This window comes from Bacillus sp. z14 (2026) (assembly GCF_058313575.1).
Genome location: NZ_JBZFQK010000005.1, coordinates 54295 through 74222 on the forward strand (window position 1 = coordinate 54295; position 19928 = coordinate 74222).

The window sequence follows — 19928 nt, forward strand, 5'->3', positions numbered from 1 at the left end:
TTTTACAATTAAAGGAGGTTTTAATACTTTCCAAAAGAAAAAAGACTCCGGTCGTCCGAAGTCTTTTTTACGTTAAACCTTAAGAATGCTTGGAAATCAAATTAACAAGTGCTTCTTTTGGTTGGAATCCGATCACTTTATCTACTACTTCTCCATCTTTAAAAAGAACAAGTGTAGGAATGCTCATGACACCGAATTTAACAGCTGTTTCTTGATTCTCATCTACATCAAGTTTAACGATTTTAACTTTACCATCTAACTCTGCATCGATTTCTTCCAATACAGGTGCGATCATTTTACAAGGTCCACACCAAGGTGCCCAAAAATCAGCTAAAACCAAGCCTTCGCCTGTTTCAGTTACGAATGTTTGATCCGTTACATTAGAAATTGCCATGAATTTTACCTCCTAAAGCATACATTAAGTAAACTATAAGTGGAGTATACCACTGTTCTATATAGGATGGCTACTGTCCTGCTTAATTATCCTGAATTTCAAAGAAATGGGTTTGTACTAATTTTACCTTTATGTTGAAAAACAGGATGGCTTTTGCCACCCTGTTTACCCAAAATATGAACTTAAGATTTCACAAGAAGATTTTTGAACTCTTCTGTTAATAAAGGAACTACATCAAATAAATCGCCAACAATACCGTAATCAGCTACTTTAAAAATATTAGCCTCTGGGTCTTTGTTGATTGCTACAATTACTTTGGAGTTAGACATACCGGCTAAATGCTGGATTGCTCCGGAAATTCCACAAGCAATATACAGATCCGGTGTCACGACCTTACCTGTTTGGCCAATTTGCAGAGAATAATCACAGTATTCGGCGTCACATGCTCCGCGAGATGCTCCAACAGCACCTCCAAGAACGTTGGCCAATTCTTTTAGTGGTTCAAAACCTTCTTCGCTTTTTACTCCCCGTCCACCGGCAACAATTACTTTAGCTTCTGACAGATCAACTCCCTCAGTTGCTTTACGTAATACTTCCTTAATAACGGTACGTAAATCCTTGATATCTACAGATATAGTTGAAACATCCCCCGTACGGGAAGGATCATGCTCAAGCGGATCAATATTATTTGGTCGAATAGTAGCAAATACTAGTCCATCTGTTACAATTCTCTTTTCAAATGCTTTACCGGAGTAGATTGGACGTGTGAAGACGATATTTCCGCCTGCCTCTTCTACACCAATCGCATCTGAAATTAGTCCGGAACTTAATTTACCAGCAACACGCGGCGCCAGGTCTTTTCCCAATGAAGTATGGCCGAAAATAAGTCCGTCAGGAGATTCTTGATCAATCACAGCTAACAAGGCCTGAGTATAACCGTCTGATGAATACTGTTTTAGCTGTTCATTCTCAACAGCGATAACACGGTCGGCTCCATAATGAATTAATTCCATCCCAATCTCTGTAACAGACTCTCCAAGTATAACGCCTACAACTTCTCCGCCCTCAGCAACTGTCTTAGCTGCAGCGATTGCTTCAAAGGATACATTACGAAGAGAAGACTCTCTTGTTTCACCTAAAACTAAAATCTTTCTAGACATAATTTTACCTCCCGTTATTTTTCCCTTTGTGTTCGTTGCTATCTATCACTATCACCGTTTATTTAAATTAAATTACCTTTGCTTCAGTACGAAGCAGATTAACCAGTTCCTTTACTTGGTCAGGAATTTCCCCTTGTAAAACTTTACCGGCATCTTTCTTAGGAGGCAGATAAATTTCAATACTCTTTGTTTTAGCTTCTACATCATCTTCTTCAAGATCAAGGTCATCCAGTTCCAATTCCTCAAGCGGTTTTTTCTTCGCTTTCATAATCCCTGGTAAGGATGGATAACGCGGCTCGTTCAAACCTTGTTGAGCTGTAATTAATAAAGGCAGAGAAGTTTCAATAATCTCAGAATCCCCTTCAACATCTCTGGTAACGGTTACATTTTCGCCGTTAATTTCAAGTTTAGTAACAGTAGTTACATAAGGGATATCAAGTAAACCGGCTACACGCGGTCCTACCTGACCGGAACCTCCATCAATTGCCACATTCCCTCCAATAATCAAATCAACCTCTTGTTCTTTTAAATACTCAGCTAATATTTTAGAAGTTGTATATTGGTCTCCATCTTCCACATCATCTTCAATATTTATAAGAACTGCCTTATCAGCTCCCATTGCAAGTGCAGTTCTTAGCTCTTTCTCTGCATCTTCTCCGCCGACTGTCACAACAGTCACTTCGCCGCCCTGTGCATCACGCACCTGGATAGCTTCCTCCACTGCATACTCATCGTACGGGTTAATGATAAACTCAGCGCCATCTTCTTGAATACGGCCGTTTGATAATGAAATTTTCTCCTCTGTATCAAATGTCCTTTTTAGCAAAACATAGATATTCATGTATTGCCCTCCTATAGTTCGTATTAATTTTGAAGATTGAGAAAACTAAATATATATAACTCCTACTCTCTGAAGCTCCCACTCAAAGAGAAGAGGTTACTCACAAAATGATTCGCTATTGACCGCCTATTTTCCTTTAAAAATCGGCAAACGTTTTTCTAAAAATGCATGAATCCCCTCTTTAGCATCTTCAGTGACAAAGATTTTGCCAAATTGGATAGCTTCCTCATCTACTCCTTTGTAATATTGTTCATGCTTAGAGTAGTTAATAAGGTGGATGGCTTTCTCTAGTGCAATTGGACTTTTTCCTGCAATTTTACCGGCAATCTCTTTTACGGCATCCATTAACTCTTCATCCTTGAAGGATTTATTTGCAAGTCCTGCTTCAACAGCCTCCAAACCAGAAATAGGTTCAGATGTGAACATCATCTCTGCAGCTTTGGATGCTCCCACAAAACGAGTGAGCCTTTGAGTACCAGCAAAACCGGGAATAAGACCCAGCTGCAGCTCTGGCAATCCAAGCTTAGCCCTTTCAGTTACGTATCGCAGATGGCAAGACATAGCGAGCTCAAGTCCGCCTCCCAATGCAGCGCCGTGAATGGCCGCTATGACCGGTTTTTTGAACCGTTCAATCCTTTCAAATAAATCCTGTCCTCTTTTAGAAAGAGCAGAAAAATCTCCTTCGGATGTAACTGTCGTGAATTCTTTAATATCTGCACCAGCTGAGAAAAATTTCCCCTCTCCATATAGGACAACAACCCGCACATCCTCGTTTTCTTCAATCGAATCAAACATGGCGGATAAATCTTCAAGAAGATCAGAAGCCAGTGCGTTAGCTGGTGGCCTATCTATAGAGACATAGGCCACCTGATTCTCCTCATATACACGTAATGTCTTCATTTGTATTACCCCTTTTTTGTATCATGGTTATCTCATTCAAGCACCCAATCCTTTGATTATTAAATGGTGAACTGGTTCAGCTTGCTTATTAAGATCATATTTTTGCTCGTTCATCACCCAAGTCGTAACGATTTCATCCAGCGTACCAAATACCATATGACGAGCCAGACGAACATCAAGTTTATCTTGGAATTCCCCTTGTTCAATTCCTGTAACTAAAATGGAATCAACAAGCTTTAAATATCCTTTAAGAACATCATTAATTTTATAACGTATCTCTTTATTGGATTGCCGTAATTCCAACTGTGTAACGATAGCCAAATGCTTATCCTCAGAAAGAATCTCAAAATGCTTGCGCACCAGCACCAGCATTTTTTCAGTTGCACTGGATACCCGTTCCATCTCTTCTTCAATACTGGATATGAAACTTCCCAGTTTATCCTGGAACATGGAAATCAAAATATCTTCTTTATTTTTGAAATACAAGTAAATCGTACCATCCGCTACACCCGCCTGCTTTGCTATCTTGGAGACTTGTGCTTGATGGTAGCCGTTTTCTGCAATAACAATCACGGCTGCATCAATAATCTGTTTGTATTTTGGGCGGTCTTTTTTCATTATCATTCTTCCTCCTCTAAAAATGAATGAATAGTCATTCATAATTTCATATTAGAGGGGAAAAATAATAAAGTCAAGCTAAATCCCTTTTCAATCAAATGGTTTTGCGAAGAGCTTTCTTCAGAATCCATTAAGCCTCTCTTTTATCAATTGTTTGTTGTTTTTGTTTCTCTTCATCAACCAATACACGTCGTAGAATTTTACCAATCGCGGTTTTCGGAAGCTCATCGCGGAATTCATATAGACGAGGTACTTTAAAGGCAGCCAAATGCTTACGGCAAAATGCATTTAATTCCTGCTCGGTCACTTTTGCTTGATCTTTCAATACTACATACGCTTTCACGGTTTCTCCGCGATATGGATCAGGCACACCCGCCACCACGGCTTCCTGAACAGCCTCATGCTCATATAATACCTCTTCAATTTCCCTCGGATAAATATTGAACCCACCTGCAATAATAATATCTTTTTTACGATCCACGATGTAGAAGTATCCTTCTGCATCCATATAGCCCATATCTCCCGTTAATAACCATTCACCAGAGAAAGCGCTTTCTGTTTCCTCAGGACGATTCCAATAACCTCTCATAACTTGCGGTCCCTTTATTGCTAGTTCACCGACCTCGCCTGGAGGTAACGGCTCTAAGGTTTCAGAAGATAGAATTGCTGCTTCCGTACTTGGCCATGGCAAACCAATACTTCCCTTCACACGCTTGTCATTCCATAAAAGATTAGCATGAGTTACCGGTGATGTTTCTGTCAAACCGTAGCCCTCGACCAATTTACCTCCAGTGAGTTTTTCAAATTTCTCCTGAACCTCCACTGGGAGTGCTGCTGAACCACTTATACAGGCATCAATGGATGATAAATCATACTTCGATATATCGGGATGATTTAATAAGCCAATATACATGGTAGGAGCTCCTGGAAATAGAGTTGGCTTCTGTTTCTGTATAGTCTTCAAGGTCGTAACGGCATCAAACTTTGGCAATATAATCATCTCATGGCCCTTCATGATAGAAAGGATAAGAACGGTAGTCATCCCATAGACATGGAAAAAAGGCAATATTGCGAGGACTTTTTCTTCTGCTTCTTTATATTTATAGAGCCAGGCATCACACATTTTTGTATTGGCTACCAGGTTATTATGTGTCAGCATAACTCCCTTAGGAAAACCAGTTGTTCCACCGGTATATTGCAGTAAGGCAAGATCTTCTTCCGGGTTGCCTTCATACTCGACCTCGGTTTTCGGTGATGTTTTTAGGATTTCAGACATGAGATGATGATTGCCTTTATGCTCAACATTGACGACAATGCCATATTGCTTTTTCTGGATAAATGGATAAATTAAGTTCTTTGGAAAAGGTAAAAAATCTTTGATGGGAGCAACGATGATATGCTGTAAATCTGTTTTTTTCATGACACTCATGACACGGGGGAACAAAATATCTAAAGTCAGGATAACTTTGGCACCTGAATCCTGCATTTGGTATTCGATTTCTCTTTCCATATACAGAGGGTTCGTTTGAACCACTATAGCACCTGCTATCAATGATCCATAATAACCAATGACTCCCTGCGGCGAATTTGGTAGCATGATAGCTACTCGGTCACCTTTTTCAACGCCTAGCTTTTTCAAATAATGGGCAAATTGCAATGCATACTCATACAGTTTCTTGTACGTAATTGATGTTCCCATAAAATGAATGGCGTTTTTAGTTGGGTATTTGTAAGCAGACTGTTTTAAATAATCCTGTATTAAATTATGTCCATACTCGATGCTTTTCGGGATTTCTTCTGGATAATGCTTAAACCATGGTTTTTCTTCTAACAATGTAAAAACCTCCCTTAAAAAGCTATTTCTCCTAGTTAATTATAGTATAATGAATTTTATGTGACAATATTTTACTAATATTCTGTTAACTTTATTTGAATTATCTAGTTCTTAACTCCTAAAGAATGATTTTGGAAGTCCTGAATATCCAATAATCACTTTTTTGCTTTCAATGTGTACTTAACTTGCCGGCAGGATATAAAAAAGAGCCTAAACAGCGGGACCCCCCACCATTTAAACTCTTTCACTCACGCACTCACGCGTAGAAGGCCATATATATGATCCCGACAATGATAAATAAAGCAGATACCACCAACAAAATCTTCCCCAGTGTTTCCATGGTCTCCTCCTGTGTTCTCCCTTATTTCAATTCAACAATCGTCACGCCAATTCCACCTTCAGAAGCTTCCCCAAACCTCATTGATTTGACTGAACGATGATTCTTCAAATACTCTCTGACTCCTTGTCTCAGTGCCCCTGTTCCTTTCCCATGAATGATGGAAACACGCGGATAACCGGCAAGCAAGGCATCATCAATATATTTCTCCACTCTAGACAATGCATTTTCGTAACGCTCACCACGGAGATCAAGCTCTAGATTAACATGAAAATTTTTACCTTTAATCTTGGTGATCGTTTTCGTCTCGACTGGCTTTGGACTTTTCTTAAATTCGAGATCTTTCTCATCCACTTTCATTTTCATGATTCCCATTTGAACATTCCACTCATGATCGGATATCTTTTCTATTAATTGACCAATTTGTCCCCAAGTGAGAACCTTAACTTCATCGCCAGGCTTAAGCGTCCTTTTGGCTGACGATACAGCGGCTTTTCTTATTTTTTTGGATTCCTCAGGTTTTGCTTCATTAAGCCTTCTCTTCGCCTCTATCAATTCATGCTCTTTGACTTCAGCACTCTTTTCGATTCGCATCTGTCTCAGCTCACGGATAATTTCCTCCGCTTCTTTTTGAGCCTTTTCTACGAGTTGCCTTGCTTCCTGCTTGGCTTTTTCGATTAGCGTATCTTTTTTATCCTCGTACTCCATTAATTGTTTTTGTAAATCTTGATGAAGGATTTCAGCATCCCTCAAATATTCTTCCGCTTCCTGCCAGTCTTTTTCAGCTTCCTTTCGTGAAGTTTCCAAAGATGCAATCATGTTTTCAACCTTATTGGAATCGGCTCCAATCATTCCACGAGCGTTGCGAATAATCCGTTCAGTTAAACCCAGCTTCGTAGAGATTTCGAACGCATTACTTCGACCAGGCACACCGATAAGCAGTCGATAGGTTGGACTGAGCGTTTCTACATCAAATTCCACACTTGCATTCATGACGCCTTCTTTATTATATCCATAGGCTTTCAGCTCAGGATAATGGGTTGTAGCAATAACCTTAGCTCCACGTGAATGTGCTTCATCCAGAATTGAAATCGCTAGTGCCGCTCCTTCCTGAGGATCTGTTCCAGCTCCAAGCTCATCAAATAATACGAGTGATTCAAAGTCCAAGGTTTCTAGGATTTCCACTATATTCACCATATGAGATGAAAATGTACTCAAGCTTTGCTCAATCGATTGTTCGTCACCGATATCTGCATATACAGATTTAAAAACTGCTAATTCTGATCCATCCATTGCCGGTACCTGCAAACCTGCCATAGCCATTAATGTACAAAGACCGACCGTTTTTAATGTGACGGTTTTACCGCCTGTATTCGGTCCTGTAATGACCATCGTCCCATAGGTCTCTCCAAGAATGATGTCGTTGGCAACAACCTCTTCTTTTGGAATGAGCGGATGTCTTGCCTTCTTAAGCTTAATGATTCCCTGATTATTCATAATCGGCATGGATGCATGAATAGCTTTTGCATATTTTGCTTTTGCAAAGGCAAAATCGAGCTTAGCCAAAATAGAGACATTCAGTAGAATATCATCTGCATACTCGCCTACAGCATTGGAAAGTGCTGTTAGTATACGTTCTACTTCCCTACTTTCTTTTACGCGAATATCCTGTAATGTATTATTCAATTGAACAATAGACTGCGGCTCAATAAACAAGGTTTGCCCTGATGCAGATTGATCATGGATAATACCGCCATAATGATTTCTATATTCCTGCTTTACAGGTATGACAAAACGATCATTCCGAATCGTCACAATCGTATCTGATAACATTTTGGCGGCATTGCTTGAACGAATCATACTTTCAAGCTTTTCTCTAACTCTTGCTTCATTCGTGCGCAATTGCTGACGCAACGTCCGGAGCGTATCACTGGCAGAGTCCAGAACCTCACCATGGTCCCCAATTGCCATATTGATGTCTTTTTCCAGATCACTCAGATTCACTAATTGGTCTTTATATTCATAGAGAATAGGAAGTTCGATTTCATTTTCCTGCATATCCTCCAAAAATCTGCGTAGAGTCCGTCCTGCTCTCAGTGTACTTGATGTTTCCATCAATTCAACAGGACTGAGAACACCACCAATCCGAGCTCGTTTTATATGGGAGCGAATATCAAATATCCCTCCAAGAGGCACATTGCCCTTTAAGCGATATACGGTTGCAGCCTCGTCTGTTTCATATTGAGTACGTTTAACCTCTTCCAAATCGGTATTGGGCATTAACTGTTCACTTAGGCTTTTTCCCAGACTGGAAGAAGCATGTTTTTGCAATTGTGCAATGATTTTTGTAAACTCGAGTGTTTTTAATACTTTGTCTTGCATGGAGAAAAATCCTCCTTACTTTTTCTGTTAGTCTCTATTGAGGAAAGCCAAAAAATCGTCCTCATTTTGGGCGTTTAATACAGTTTCTTTCTTGATCCAGCCACGCTTGGCGTTTGACACACCTACGTCCATATTCTCCAGCATATCAATGCTGTGAGCATCTGTATTAATAACGATTTTAACTCCTGCATCCTGAGCTTTTTTAACATTTTCCGCTGCTAAATCGAGACGATTTGGATTGGCATTCAACTCTAATACCGTATCAGTTTCTTTTGCAAGCTGAATCAATAAATCCATATCCACTGCGTAACCGTCTCTTCGCCCAATAACCCGCCCAGTTGGATGTGCGATAATATCGACATGTTTATTGGTCAATGCTGTTTTCAAACGCTCCATAATCACTTCCTGCGGTTGTGAGAAAGAGGAGTGAATAGAAGCAATAACAAGATCTAATTGTTCTAGAATTTCATCATCAAAATCAAGTGTACCATCCGGAAGGATGTCCATTTCGATACCGGACAGGATCATGATGTCATCATATTCCTTATTTAACTTCCTGATTTCTTCTTTCTGTTTTAAAACTCTTTCAGGTGTCAGTCCGTTTGCCACTTTTAAATATTGAGAATGATCGGTTATGGCCATATAGCGATACCCCTTGGCACGGCAAGCTTCTACCATCTCTTTTAACGTATGGGAGCCGTCACTCCAGGTTGTATGCATATGAAGATCACCTTTAATATCCTCCAAGGAAATTAAACCGTAATCAGCTTGATATTTATCGATTTCAGTACCATCCTGCCTAATTTCCGGTGGAATATACGGCAGACCAAAATGGCTATATAGGTCTTCTTCGCTCTCAAATGTTTTGACTTCACCAGTTTCTAAATTTTCAACGCCATATTCACTAACCTTTTCACCGCGATCCTTAGCCAATTGGCGTAAACGGACATTATGGTCCTTAGATCCAGTAAAATAGTGTAAAGCCGTTGCAAACTCAGCTGGCTTTACCATCCTGAAATCTACTGCTATTTCATAATCATAGGCTAAAGCAAGAGATACTTTTGTATCACCGGCTGCAACGATATGATCAATATTGGTTAACCCTAAGATTTGTTCTTTGACACTCAAGGGATTGTCAGTAGCTATGATGAAATCAAGGTCTTTTATCGTTTCACGTCCGCGCCTTACACTGCCAGCTCTTGAAAAGCGAATAACATCTTCCATTGCCTGCAGTTTTGCCTCAATGTCTTCCACAATCGGCAGCATAACAGCAAGAGGCAGACGATCCGGTTTTGTTCCCATTGCTTTGATGGCATCAAGTATGTTTTCTTCAGACTTTTTGCCAAAGCCGGCAAGTTTACTGACTTTCCCTTCTTCACACGCTTTCTGCAGCTCTTCCGCATTCGTAATAGCTAACTCTTTATATAGCTTGGCAATCTTTTTCCCACCGAGTCCTTGTAAGCGAAGAAGAGGAATTAACCCCTTCGGCACTTCCTCCTGCAATTCTTTAAGGACCTCTGATGATTCCGTTTCGATATATTCATTTATGACAGCTGCCGTTCCTTTGCCGATCCCGCTCAGCTTGGTGAAATCATCAATCTCCGACAGGCTGCGTTCATCTACTTCAAGTGCCTGTGCAGCTTTGCGAAAGGCAGAAACCTTAAATTGATTTTCTCCCTTTAATTCCATATATATTGCTATTGTTTCCAATAGTTTAATGACATCTTTTTTGTTTACGATCATTCCGGCCACCTACCCGTCCTATTTCATTTATTAGATACCTTTATCCTTCATTATATACAAGCTCAATCGGATACTAAAAAAGAATGACTTCCCTATTGGAAGAGGAAGTCATGAAAATGGATGGAACCACAAATTTGTCACCCAATCAGATAAAAATGGGGTGTTCATAATGATTGTTTTCGCTAAGGATGAGTTATGTATCATTTCCTGCAGTGACTCAATGGGTAGCATAGCACCAATAAATAGGATAATAAACATACCCAAATACATTTCTACAAATCCTAAAGCCCCGCCAGCCAATTGATTAAACTGCTTCAAAAGGGGCAGCTGAGCAAGAAAGTCCAGCATGGACCCAATAATTTGCAGGACAATTTTTACGCCAACAAAAATAATAAAGAATGCAATTGCATTGTAAAAAGCAGAATCCAAATCTGTAATATTAAACAGCATATTAAGACTTGAGTCAGTATCCGCTGATGACGGAAAAGGAACCCACATTTCAAGCTTAGGACCGAGGTCTTTATAAAATAATTTAGCTACAATCAAGGCAATAATAAAACTTAATAAGTGTACAAGCTGCAAGATTAAGCCTCTTCTTAAACCTATTAAAAATCCTATGAGTAAAGCTACTAATATGAATAGTGTAACCATAATATCCTCATTTCTTCTGTTGATTTATTTCTATTTCCAAGGCTTCTATCTTTTCTAACAATTTATAGTATTCATGCATCGTATTAACTGCAGTTAATACAGCTAATTTAGTCGTATCCAGACTCGGGTTTTTTTGACCAATTTCGCGCATTTTATCATCCACCGAGTGGGCAACTTGTCGTAAATGAGAAGTTGATTCATCGCCTACAATGGTGTATTGTTGTCCATATATCTCAACGTTTATCCTGTTTTTATCAGACAAGGCGGTTGCCTCCAATCATAAAAATCCTGTCTACTATCATAACATGAAAACCAATTTCTTGGTATTCCTAGATAAAAACTACTATCAATCGTAAAATATCATATACACAAATTTCCGTCCTATCAACAAGAGGACGGAAATTTGGCGTAAAGAGGAGTAGAGTAGAAAAATGGCGAATACTGTTATTACAGTAACAAAAGAAACGATTCTTAAAATGAAATCCTATTACTTGAATTCTTTATTGCCTAAAACACCACCCGGAGCTGTTTTCTCAGCGAAAATGAATGGGATGACGATTACGGCCTATAATTCTGGAAAAGTATTGTTCCAGGGAGCCGTCTCAGATGCAGAAGTTCAAAAATGGAGTAGCGGATCAGCCAATGCTGCTGCCCCTCAAAAAAAATCACCAATTAAAAAAAGAAGTGTATCAGACCATATCTACCGTCCTCCTCATACAATCAATGAGTTGAGTATCATTGGTACAGATGAAGCGGGAACGGGCGATTACTTCGGACCCATAACAGTTGCGGCAGCCTATGTCAGCAAGGAACATATTCGGGAACTTGAAAATATGGGCATACGGGACTCTAAAACGATTCGCGATCCGCAAATATTAATTCTTGGCAAAAAGATTACAGCAATGATCCCGTATAGTCTGCTTGTCCTGAAAAACGAAAAATACAATAGTGTTCAGCAAAAAGGAATGAGCCAGGGTAAAATGAAAGCCATGCTGCATGAACAAGCTATTCATCATTTGCTGGCCAAATTGGAAGGAACCAAGCCAGATGGTATTCTCATAGACCAATTTTGTGAACCTGATATATATTTTCGCCATACCGCCACGAACGGAAATCGTGAAGTTCCCTTGTATTTCAGCACAAAAGCTGAAAGTATATCCACAGCGGTGGCAGCCGCTTCTGTCATTGCCCGCTACGCTTTCTTAAAACATATGGATCTACTCAGCGAACAGGCAGGGATGACGATTCCTAAAGGCGCCAGTTCAAAAGTGGATGAAGCTGCCGCTGTCTTTATCGCTAAAAAAGGTGAAAGTGAATTAAACGCCTTTGCCAAGCTTCACTTCGCCAATACAGAAAAGGCACGCAAGCTCGTAAAACGAATTGGATTATAATCAAACACTCAGCTTGGGAGCTGATCTGCACCCCAATTGTTAGACACACGGTCTAACAATTGGGGAGATCACATCTGGTCTGAGTGTTTTTATTATGGAGTAAAGTTGTTTTCAACAAGATTCTCCATTTAACAGGGCCTCGTAGGTTGTATTTACGGGAATCAAGCCGACTTTATTCAAAATCCGGCCGAACTTAGAAGGAATTCAGCCAATCTTGGTAATAATCCAGCCGAGTTTGATTGGAATCCAGCCAAACTACCCCTAAATCCAGCCGCTATCCTCAGCCAATTAAAATGATGTTTAAATGCAATGAAAAACTTACCAGTTTACCGCATTTTCTGAGGGGAATAAAATAATCGGAATTTTTTCAAAGAGATGAGGTAAAACGAGAATGGAAAATGTTGTGTTAAGTTTTTTCAAGGTTGAAAGCGAAGCATATCAGGCTTTATCTGAGCTAAAAAGAACTCATACATCCCAGAAAGATTTCGTCCTCTCACAAGTAGTTTTACTAAAAAAAGTTGATGGGGAGATTATCACAAAGGATAGCTTCAACACTGGCAGTCAAACAAGTGATGACACTTTATTAGGCGGACTTATTGGAGGAGCTCTCGGGTTACTTGGCGGTCCGATAGGTATCCTTTTAGGAATGGGGATAGGTGCCGGCTTCGGTTCTTTATTAGATATGAATGATGCCAAGGAAGAGGACGGTATGCTTTATACGGTTTCTACAAGAATGAAAGACGGAGATATAGCCCTTATAGCTGTTATACAAGAAGAAACAGAAACATCCTATAATGAGATCATTAATCAATTTAATACAGTAATCGTTAGATACCGTGCCAGCGTTATTCAGGAAGAACTAGACCATGCGCGTAAGATACAAAAGGAATTAGAACACGAAGCAAAAGCCAGAATGAAAGAACAGCGCTCAAAAGAAAGACGAGAAAAAATCGACGAATATAGTACGAAATTAAGAGAAGAATTCAAACAGATTAAAGAGAAATTATCATAAACCAACACAGTCATCATACATTAACAAGTTAATTCATACATAAAAAAAAGATTGCTTATATTATAGCAATCTTTTTTGCATTAAAATTATACAGATATAATCTTTAATTAAGGGAGATGGCTTCCACCACTCCCTCATTCAATTATAAGTGGCTGCAAAGGCCAACAGGATGTTGGATGAAGACATTGCCACACGATGTGGTGGTCTTAGTCTTTGTTCCTTTTTGAGTCGTCTCAGCCTTTCGTTAGATCCAGCTTCAACTCCTAGGCCCTCGAGTCATAAGGATAGCCACTACGGGAGGAAAAAACGCCTCCCTTCGTGCCTCTCTCTTATGCTTGTCGGAGGCCAACAGGATGTTGGTCACAAAGTCGTTGCCACACGATGTGGCGTTCTTAGACTTTGTTCCTTTTTAGTCGTTTCAGCTTTTCACCAGATCTAGCTTCAGGGCCTAGGAGCTCAGGACATAAGCAAAGCCACTACGGGGGAAACCATCCCCTTCGTGCCTTTGTCTTATGCTCCTCGCTCCTGAGCAAGGCCCTTCAGCTTTTCTAGCCTCTCAGCTGTGCCCCAGCTTTTTCTTCTACTGCCATTAGGACTTTGCTGTGGGCTTTTGTTACTTCTTCGTCTGTTAGTGTTTTTTCAGGGTCGAAGTATTTTAGGGAGAATGCTAATGATTTTTTGCCTTCTTCCATTTTTTCTCCTTCGTATAAGTCGAATAAGTGAACTTCTTTTAATAGTTTGCCGCCAGCTTCTTTGATAATCGTGCTGATTTCTCCCGCTACTGCTTCAGAGTCCACAACCAATGCAATATCACGTGTAATAGAAGGGAATCTTGGAATAGCTGTATATTGAATTGGTTCTTGATCTACATGTAAAAGGTCTACTAGAGACAATTCAAATACATAGGTTTCTTTTAAGTCTTCTTTCTTTTCAACTTTCGGATGAACTTGACCTACGAAACCAATTAATTCTCCATCTAAGAACAATTCAGCTGTGCGTCCTGGATGCATTCCTTCAACGATCGCTTGTTTCCACTCCATGCGGTTTTCTAATCCAAGTTTGCGGAATAACCCTTCAAGGATTCCTTTTACAACGAAGAAATCTACTTTCTTCTTCTCTCCCTGCCATAGGTTTGTGTTCCATAGACCCGTTACAGCACCTGCAAGATGCTCTTTTTCTTCTGGAAGCTCTGTATCAGAAGTTTTAAGGAAAATAGCGCCTGTTTCATAAACAGCCATATTTTCATTTTGGCGAGCTACATTATGCTTTAACACATCCAGCAAGCCAGGAATCAGGCTCATACGAAGAGTGCTTCTTTCTTCACTCATCGGCATCGCCAAACGAATGCTTTCACGTTGCTCTAATGTATACATGGTTGCTTTTTCAGCAGATGTTAGAGAATATGTGATGTTTTGCATTAAACCGGCTTCTTCTAGATAACGACGTACAACTCGACGCTTCATTTGGTATGGAGTTAGTACACCTGGCTTAGAAGCACCAACCGGCAATGTTTTTGGAATATTATCGTATCCGTAAAGTCTTGCTACTTCTTCAATAATATCTTCTGGAATGGTAATATCTCCACGGCGTGTCGGTACCGTAATTACAAAGTCTTCTCCATCCACTTTCACTTCAAATTGAAGGCGCGTTAAAATATCCTTCACTTCGTTAACAGATAATGACGTACCCAATACTTTATTGATTTTTCCAAGACCAATACTGATTACGGCTTCTTCAATCTTCATCTCATTAAATTCTGCTTGACCTTCAAGCACTGTACCGCCTGCAAGCTCTGCGATTAATTCTGCTGCACGTTCTCCGGCAGCACGAACGCGGTTTGGATCCACACCTTTTTCAAAGCGTGCGCTTGCTTCTGAACGAAGACCAAAATCTTTGGAAGCTTTGCGAACAGGACCGCCTGCAAAATAGGCTGCTTCCAGTAATACAGTTGTTGTTCCATCAACAACCTCAGAGTTGGCTCCTCCCATAACACCAGCAAGTGCAATAGCTTCTTTGCCATTTGTAATTACCAAATGATCACCGCTAAGCGTACGTTCAGCTTCATCCAATGTAGTCAGTTTTTCACCTTCATGCGCCATACGAACGACAATTTCTTTAGATTGTAAACGATCATAATCGAACGCATGCAATGGCTGACCATATTCAAGCAAAATGAAATTCGTAATATCGACCACATTATTATGCGGGCGGATTCCGCTCTTCATTAATCGGCTTTGCAGCCATAATGGAGATGGACCGACTTTTACATCTTTAATGATTTTCGCGATATAAAGAGGATTTTGCTCAGGTGCGTCCACTTTTACGCTTACATAGTCTTCTGCTTTCTCAGAGCCTGATTTTACAGTTACTTCTGGTACTTTAACTTCTTTACCCAAAATAGCTGCTACTTCATAAGCTACACCAAGCATACTTAGGCAATCAGAACGGTTTGGTGTCAATCCAAGCTCAAGAATATGGTCATCGAGCCCCAGTTGTTCAAGCGCATTTGTGCCAGGAACAACATCTTCAGGGAATACAAAAATACCTGTACTGAACTCTTTTGCCACTACTTTCGCTTCGATTCCCAATTCCTGCAGGGAACAGATCATGCCGTGGGATGCTTCTCCGCGAAGCTTGCTCTTTTTAATTTTGAAATTCCCCGGTAAAACAGCTCCTACTTTTGCGACAGGAACTTTTTGTCCTGCTGCCACATTCGGCGCACCGCACACGATTTGAACCGGTTCTTCTTCACCGATATCCACTTTACAAACACTTAATTTATCAGCATTCGGATGCTGTACTTTTTCAAGTACATGTCCGATTACCACGTTTTGAATCACCTCAGCAGGAGATTCTACACCTTCTACTTCGATTCCGCTTCTTGTAATTTTTTCTGCCAACTCATTAGCATTGATTCCATCTAAATCAACATAATCCTGTAACCATCTATATGATACAAACATCTTATTTCCTCCCTCTAATTCTTACTCGTGACGATGAAACTGGCTTCCGAAACGTACATCATTTGTATAGAAATGACGGATATCGTCAACACCGTATTTCAGCATGGCAATCCTTTCAACACCCATACCAAATGCAAATCCAGTGTACTTCTTGGAATCAAATCCTGCCATTTCAAGTACATTCGGGTGAACCATACCTCCGCCCAGAATTTCGATCCAACCTGTTTGTTTACAAACTGAACAGCCTTTTCCACCGCAAATTTTACAGGAAATATCCATTTCAACTGAAGGCTCTGTGAATGGGAAAAAGCTTGGACGAAGGCGAATTTCACGATCTTCACCAAAGAATTTTTTCGCAAATACTTCAAGAGTTCCATTTAAGTCAGCCATTGTAATGTTCTCATCCACTACAAGACCTTCAATTTGCATAAATTGGTGAGAGTGTGTGGCATCGTCATTATCACGGCGATACACCTTACCAGGACAGATAATTTTAACCGGTCCCTTCCCTTCATGCTTTTCCATTGTACGAGCTTGTACAGGGGATGTATGGGTACGCATTAAGATTTCCTCAGTAATGTAGAAGGAATCCTGCATATCACGGGCAGGATGGCTCTTAGGGAGATTCAATGCTTCGAAATTATAGTAATCCTGTTCCACTTCCGGACCTTCAGCCACTGTGTAGCCCATTCCAAGGAATAGGTCTTCTAATTGTTCCGTAATTTTTGTTAAAGGATGGTGGTTCCCTTTATTAACAGGAGCTCCAGGAAGAGTGACGTCAATTTTTTCCTTTGCCAATTTTTGATTAACAGCTTCTTCCTCTAATGCGTGCTGCTTTTCTTCAATTGCAGATGCAATCGCACCTCTTACTTCATTGGCAAGTGCCCCTACCTTTGGACGTTCTTCTGCTGAAAGACTGCCCATTCCTCTCAATACCTCGGTGATCGGTCCTTTTTTGCCAAGGTACGCAACACGGACATCATTCAAGCCTTTGAGGTCAACAGCAATCTGTACTTTTTCCAAGGCTTCCTGCTGCAATGCTTGTAATTTCTCTTGCATAATTAAATCCTCCTATGTGATTTTTGATGAAAACCAATAAATGAAAACAACAAAAAACCCCGTCCCCAAAAAGGGACGAGGTTATCATCGCGGTACCACCCTTGTTAGCGTCCTATTCATTATAGGCTCGCTCGCTTCATTCAATAACGACATTTCTGCCGGCTAACCTTTACACAAACGTTTTGTCTGTGGTCCCGGTTGCAGCTCCGGGGGTGAATTCACTTGTTTGCCTTTTTCCATAAAAACGCTCTCAGTCTCAGGCGTTTTTTTCCTGTAAGGCGGTCAAACAGCTACTTAGTCCCCATCTATGCTTTTCATCATCCAATTTTATTTACTCATTATAATCTAAATTGCCCCGAGTTTCAAACGTTCATTTCCTCTTTATTTAAGGCCATACATCAAAATGCCGGCAGCTACTGCCACATTTAATGATTCACTTTTTCCGTATATAGGAATATACACATTTTGATCTGTTTGTTCTAGCAGTTCTTTGCTGACGCCGCTGCCTTCATTGCCGACAAGTATAGCGAACCGTTCTGCTTTACTTATCTCCTTATATGGCTTTGCTCCCTGCAAGGCAGTCCCATAAACTTTCATACCTGATTGTTGTAATTTATCCACCCAAGTTTCTAGGCTTCCTTTAAAAGTTGGGATATGAAACAGGCTGCCCTGTGTAGAGCGAACTACCTTTGGACTGTATGCATCTGCGCACCCGTCCCCTAGTATAACGGCATCAAAGCCCGCTGCATCTGCTGTACGTATCATTGTTCCGATATTCCCTGGATCCTGCACACGATCAATTAATAATACAGTTGAAATGTCCGCTCCTAACTCAGGGAAAGTTGGCTTTCTGCAAGCCGCTGCAACTCCCTGTGGTGTGTCAGTATCCGCGATTGCTTTAAAAATGTCTTTATGTACAGTAAACAAATCAATGCCTTCTAGCTCCCACTTTAAAGGTAAATCAGTACCTTCCTTTACAATCAGTTCTTCCACTAATCCATGCATAAGAGCTTCCTCTACTAAATGAAAACCTTCCACTATGAAAAGACCGCTTTTATCCCTGTCCTTCTTTGTCAAAAGTTTCTTCCATTGCTTTACACGTGCATTTTGCATTGATTCAATATATTTCAATATAAGTCACCTTCTTATCAAACGTTCTTTCATTATATCCCAAATTTAATACATAGAAAAAGGAAAGAAAAGCAAAACTAAGTATGAGACCAAAATTGGAGGGAATATCCATGAATTTAAATCTTAGAAATGCCATTATCCATAATGTAACAGGCAATACCCAGGATGAACTTGAAGCCACTATTGTAGATGCCATTCAAAGCGGTGAAGAAAAAATGCTGCCGGGCCTTGGTGTATTATTTGAGCTTATTTGGCAAAAAGCCTCTGAAAGCGAGAAGGACGAGATGCTCCATCTATTAGAAAGTGCACTCAGCAAATAACAAAAGAACGATGACGGAGTTATTCTCCATCATCGTTTTTTCGTATTCAATCAAACGTAATCTTATCCACCGTTTCCCTGTTCAGACGTTTAACCAATTCTACAATAAGGTTAACCGTATTTTCATAATCATCACGATTTAATATCCCCGCATTAGAATGGATATAACGAGTTGGAATCGTAATCGCGATAGAAGGTACACCCGTACCGCTGACATGGAATGATCCAGCATCTGTTCCGCCGCCAGGTATATGATCAAATTGATAAGGTATATTCATTTCTTCTGCCACACCGACAATAAAGTCCCTCAAGCCTTTATGAGTCACCAGGCTTGCGTCATATAACACCAGTCCCGGACCGTCTCCCGCTTTTGTTAAACCGTCTTTTTCAGATAATCCTGGTGTATCAATTGCCACTCCCACATCTACAGCAATCGCAATATCAGGCTGTACATAATTAGCCGCTGTTTTAGCGCCGCGCAGCCCTACCTCTTCCTGAACAGTTCCTACGCCAAATACGGTATTCGGATGGTTTTCATCTTTTAGGCGTTTTAATACCTCTATTGCCACCGCACAACCAATTCGGTTGTCCCATGCTTTAGCCATTAACATTTTTTCGTTTTTAAGTACCGTAAATTCGGAGTACGGCGTTACCATATCTCCTGGACGGATTCCCCATTCAAGTACTTCATCCCGGCTTGTGGCTCCGATATCAATGAACATATTTTTGACATCTGCCGGTTTCTTTCTCGCTTCCGGAGTAAGGATATGAGGCGGTGAAGATCCGATTAAACCCGTAATTTGCTCGCCCCCCGAAGTGGTTACTGTAACACGCTGAGAAAGCATAACCTGTGACCACCAGCCCCCAATCGTTTGAAAAAAGAGGAATCCTTTGTCATCAATCCGGGTAACCATAAAACCTACTTCATCAAGGTGTCCGGCAATCATAATGCGCGGTCCTTTTTCTTCTCCTGTTTTCTCAGCAATCAAACTGCCGATTCCATCAAATGAAAGGCTATCAGCATATGGCTCAATCAGCCTTCTCATAACTTTTCTCGGTTCTCCTTCATTACCTGCAATGCCGTTAACATCTGTTAGCTCCTTCAGCATAGAAAGCGTATCATCTAGATGTTTCATAAAAAAGAGCCTCCTTAACTATGTATATCATTCTTTATAGTATATGTATTATTTCCC

17 protein-coding genes are annotated in these 19928 nt (G+C 40.4%); 3 read left to right on the forward strand and 14 right to left on the reverse strand.

Annotated elements, in window-relative coordinates:
• Positions 1-79: 79 nt before the first annotated feature.
• From trxA to zapA, 10 genes are all read right to left on the reverse strand, one after another.
• Positions 80-394, reverse strand: coding sequence for a thioredoxin (gene trxA, locus AC4G3O_RS15470; RefSeq protein WP_066108745.1), 315 nt, complete (start codon positions 392-394; stop codon positions 80-82).
• Between the two features lie 182 nt (positions 395-576).
• A complete protein-coding gene (locus AC4G3O_RS15475) occupies positions 577-1554 on the reverse strand; it encodes an electron transfer flavoprotein subunit alpha/FixB family protein (protein ID WP_490558435.1) in 978 nt (325 codons plus the stop codon).
• Between the two features lie 67 nt (positions 1555-1621).
• Positions 1622-2395, reverse strand: a complete 774-nt coding sequence (locus tag AC4G3O_RS15480; RefSeq protein ID WP_066108751.1) for an electron transfer flavoprotein subunit beta/FixA family protein — start codon at positions 2393-2395, stop codon at positions 1622-1624.
• Between the two features lie 126 nt (positions 2396-2521).
• On the reverse strand, positions 2522-3295 hold the full coding sequence (locus AC4G3O_RS15485; protein WP_139892815.1) for an enoyl-CoA hydratase: 774 nt from the start codon (positions 3293-3295) through the stop codon (positions 2522-2524).
• Positions 3296-3331: 36 nt separating this feature from the next.
• Positions 3332-3913, reverse strand: coding sequence for a fatty acid metabolism transcriptional regulator FadR (gene fadR / locus AC4G3O_RS15490; RefSeq protein WP_066108759.1), 582 nt, complete (start codon positions 3911-3913; stop codon positions 3332-3334).
• Positions 3914-4043: 130 nt separating this feature from the next.
• Positions 4044-5747, reverse strand: a complete 1704-nt coding sequence (locus AC4G3O_RS15495; protein WP_139892813.1) for a long-chain-fatty-acid--CoA ligase — start codon at positions 5745-5747, stop codon at positions 4044-4046.
• Positions 5748-6108: 361 nt separating this feature from the next.
• Positions 6109-8466 (reverse strand): endonuclease MutS2, encoded by a 2358-nt coding sequence (locus tag AC4G3O_RS15500; RefSeq protein WP_140462243.1) that lies wholly within the window; start codon positions 8464-8466, stop codon positions 6109-6111.
• Positions 8467-8493: 27 nt separating this feature from the next.
• On the reverse strand, positions 8494-10209 hold the full coding sequence (polX, locus tag AC4G3O_RS15505) for a DNA polymerase/3'-5' exonuclease PolX (protein ID WP_139892811.1): 1716 nt from the start codon (positions 10207-10209) through the stop codon (positions 8494-8496).
• Positions 10210-10317: 108 nt separating this feature from the next.
• On the reverse strand, positions 10318-10860 hold the full coding sequence (locus AC4G3O_RS15510; RefSeq protein WP_066108772.1) for a CvpA family protein: 543 nt from the start codon (positions 10858-10860) through the stop codon (positions 10318-10320).
• Between the two features lie 7 nt (positions 10861-10867).
• Positions 10868-11137, reverse strand: a complete 270-nt coding sequence (gene zapA / locus AC4G3O_RS15515; RefSeq protein WP_373925507.1) for a cell division protein ZapA — start codon at positions 11135-11137, stop codon at positions 10868-10870.
• A gap of 154 nt (positions 11138-11291) precedes the next feature.
• Here zapA and rnhC point away from each other — a divergent pair, with 154 nt between their 5' ends.
• Both rnhC and AC4G3O_RS15525 read left to right on the forward strand, forming a co-directional pair.
• The gene (gene rnhC / locus AC4G3O_RS15520; protein ID WP_139892810.1) at positions 11292-12251 is read left to right on the forward strand and encodes a ribonuclease HIII; all 960 of its coding nucleotides are present in this window, start codon (positions 11292-11294) and stop codon (positions 12249-12251) included.
• A 391-nt stretch (positions 12252-12642) separates the two neighbouring features.
• Complete coding sequence (locus tag AC4G3O_RS15525; protein WP_066108777.1) at positions 12643-13263, forward strand: DUF1269 domain-containing protein; 621 nt, start codon at positions 12643-12645, stop codon at positions 13261-13263.
• Positions 13264-13811: 548 nt separating this feature from the next.
• Here the strand turns inward: AC4G3O_RS15525 and pheT are convergent.
• The 3 genes from pheT to AC4G3O_RS15540 form a co-directional block, all read right to left on the reverse strand.
• Positions 13812-16226, reverse strand: a complete 2415-nt coding sequence (pheT, locus tag AC4G3O_RS15530) for a phenylalanine--tRNA ligase subunit beta (protein ID WP_066108783.1) — start codon at positions 16224-16226, stop codon at positions 13812-13814.
• A gap of 21 nt (positions 16227-16247) precedes the next feature.
• Positions 16248-17285, reverse strand: a complete 1038-nt coding sequence (pheS, locus tag AC4G3O_RS15535) for a phenylalanine--tRNA ligase subunit alpha (protein WP_066108785.1) — start codon at positions 17283-17285, stop codon at positions 16248-16250.
• A gap of 381 nt (positions 17286-17666) precedes the next feature.
• Positions 17667-18398: a TrmH family RNA methyltransferase gene (locus tag AC4G3O_RS15540; protein WP_175354319.1), complete on the reverse strand. Its 732-nt coding sequence runs from the start codon at positions 18396-18398 to the stop codon at positions 17667-17669.
• A gap of 128 nt (positions 18399-18526) precedes the next feature.
• Here AC4G3O_RS15540 and sspI point away from each other — a divergent pair, with 128 nt between their 5' ends.
• A complete protein-coding gene (gene sspI, locus AC4G3O_RS15545) occupies positions 18527-18736 on the forward strand; it encodes a small acid-soluble spore protein SspI (protein WP_066108794.1) in 210 nt (69 codons plus the stop codon).
• A gap of 46 nt (positions 18737-18782) precedes the next feature.
• Here the strand turns inward: sspI and AC4G3O_RS15550 are convergent, their stop codons facing one another.
• Positions 18783-19871 carry a M42 family metallopeptidase gene (locus AC4G3O_RS15550; protein WP_066108797.1) on the reverse strand — a complete coding sequence of 363 codons (1089 nt, stop codon included), beginning with the start codon at positions 19869-19871 and terminating at the stop codon, positions 18783-18785.
• Positions 19872-19928 lie beyond the last annotated feature (57 nt).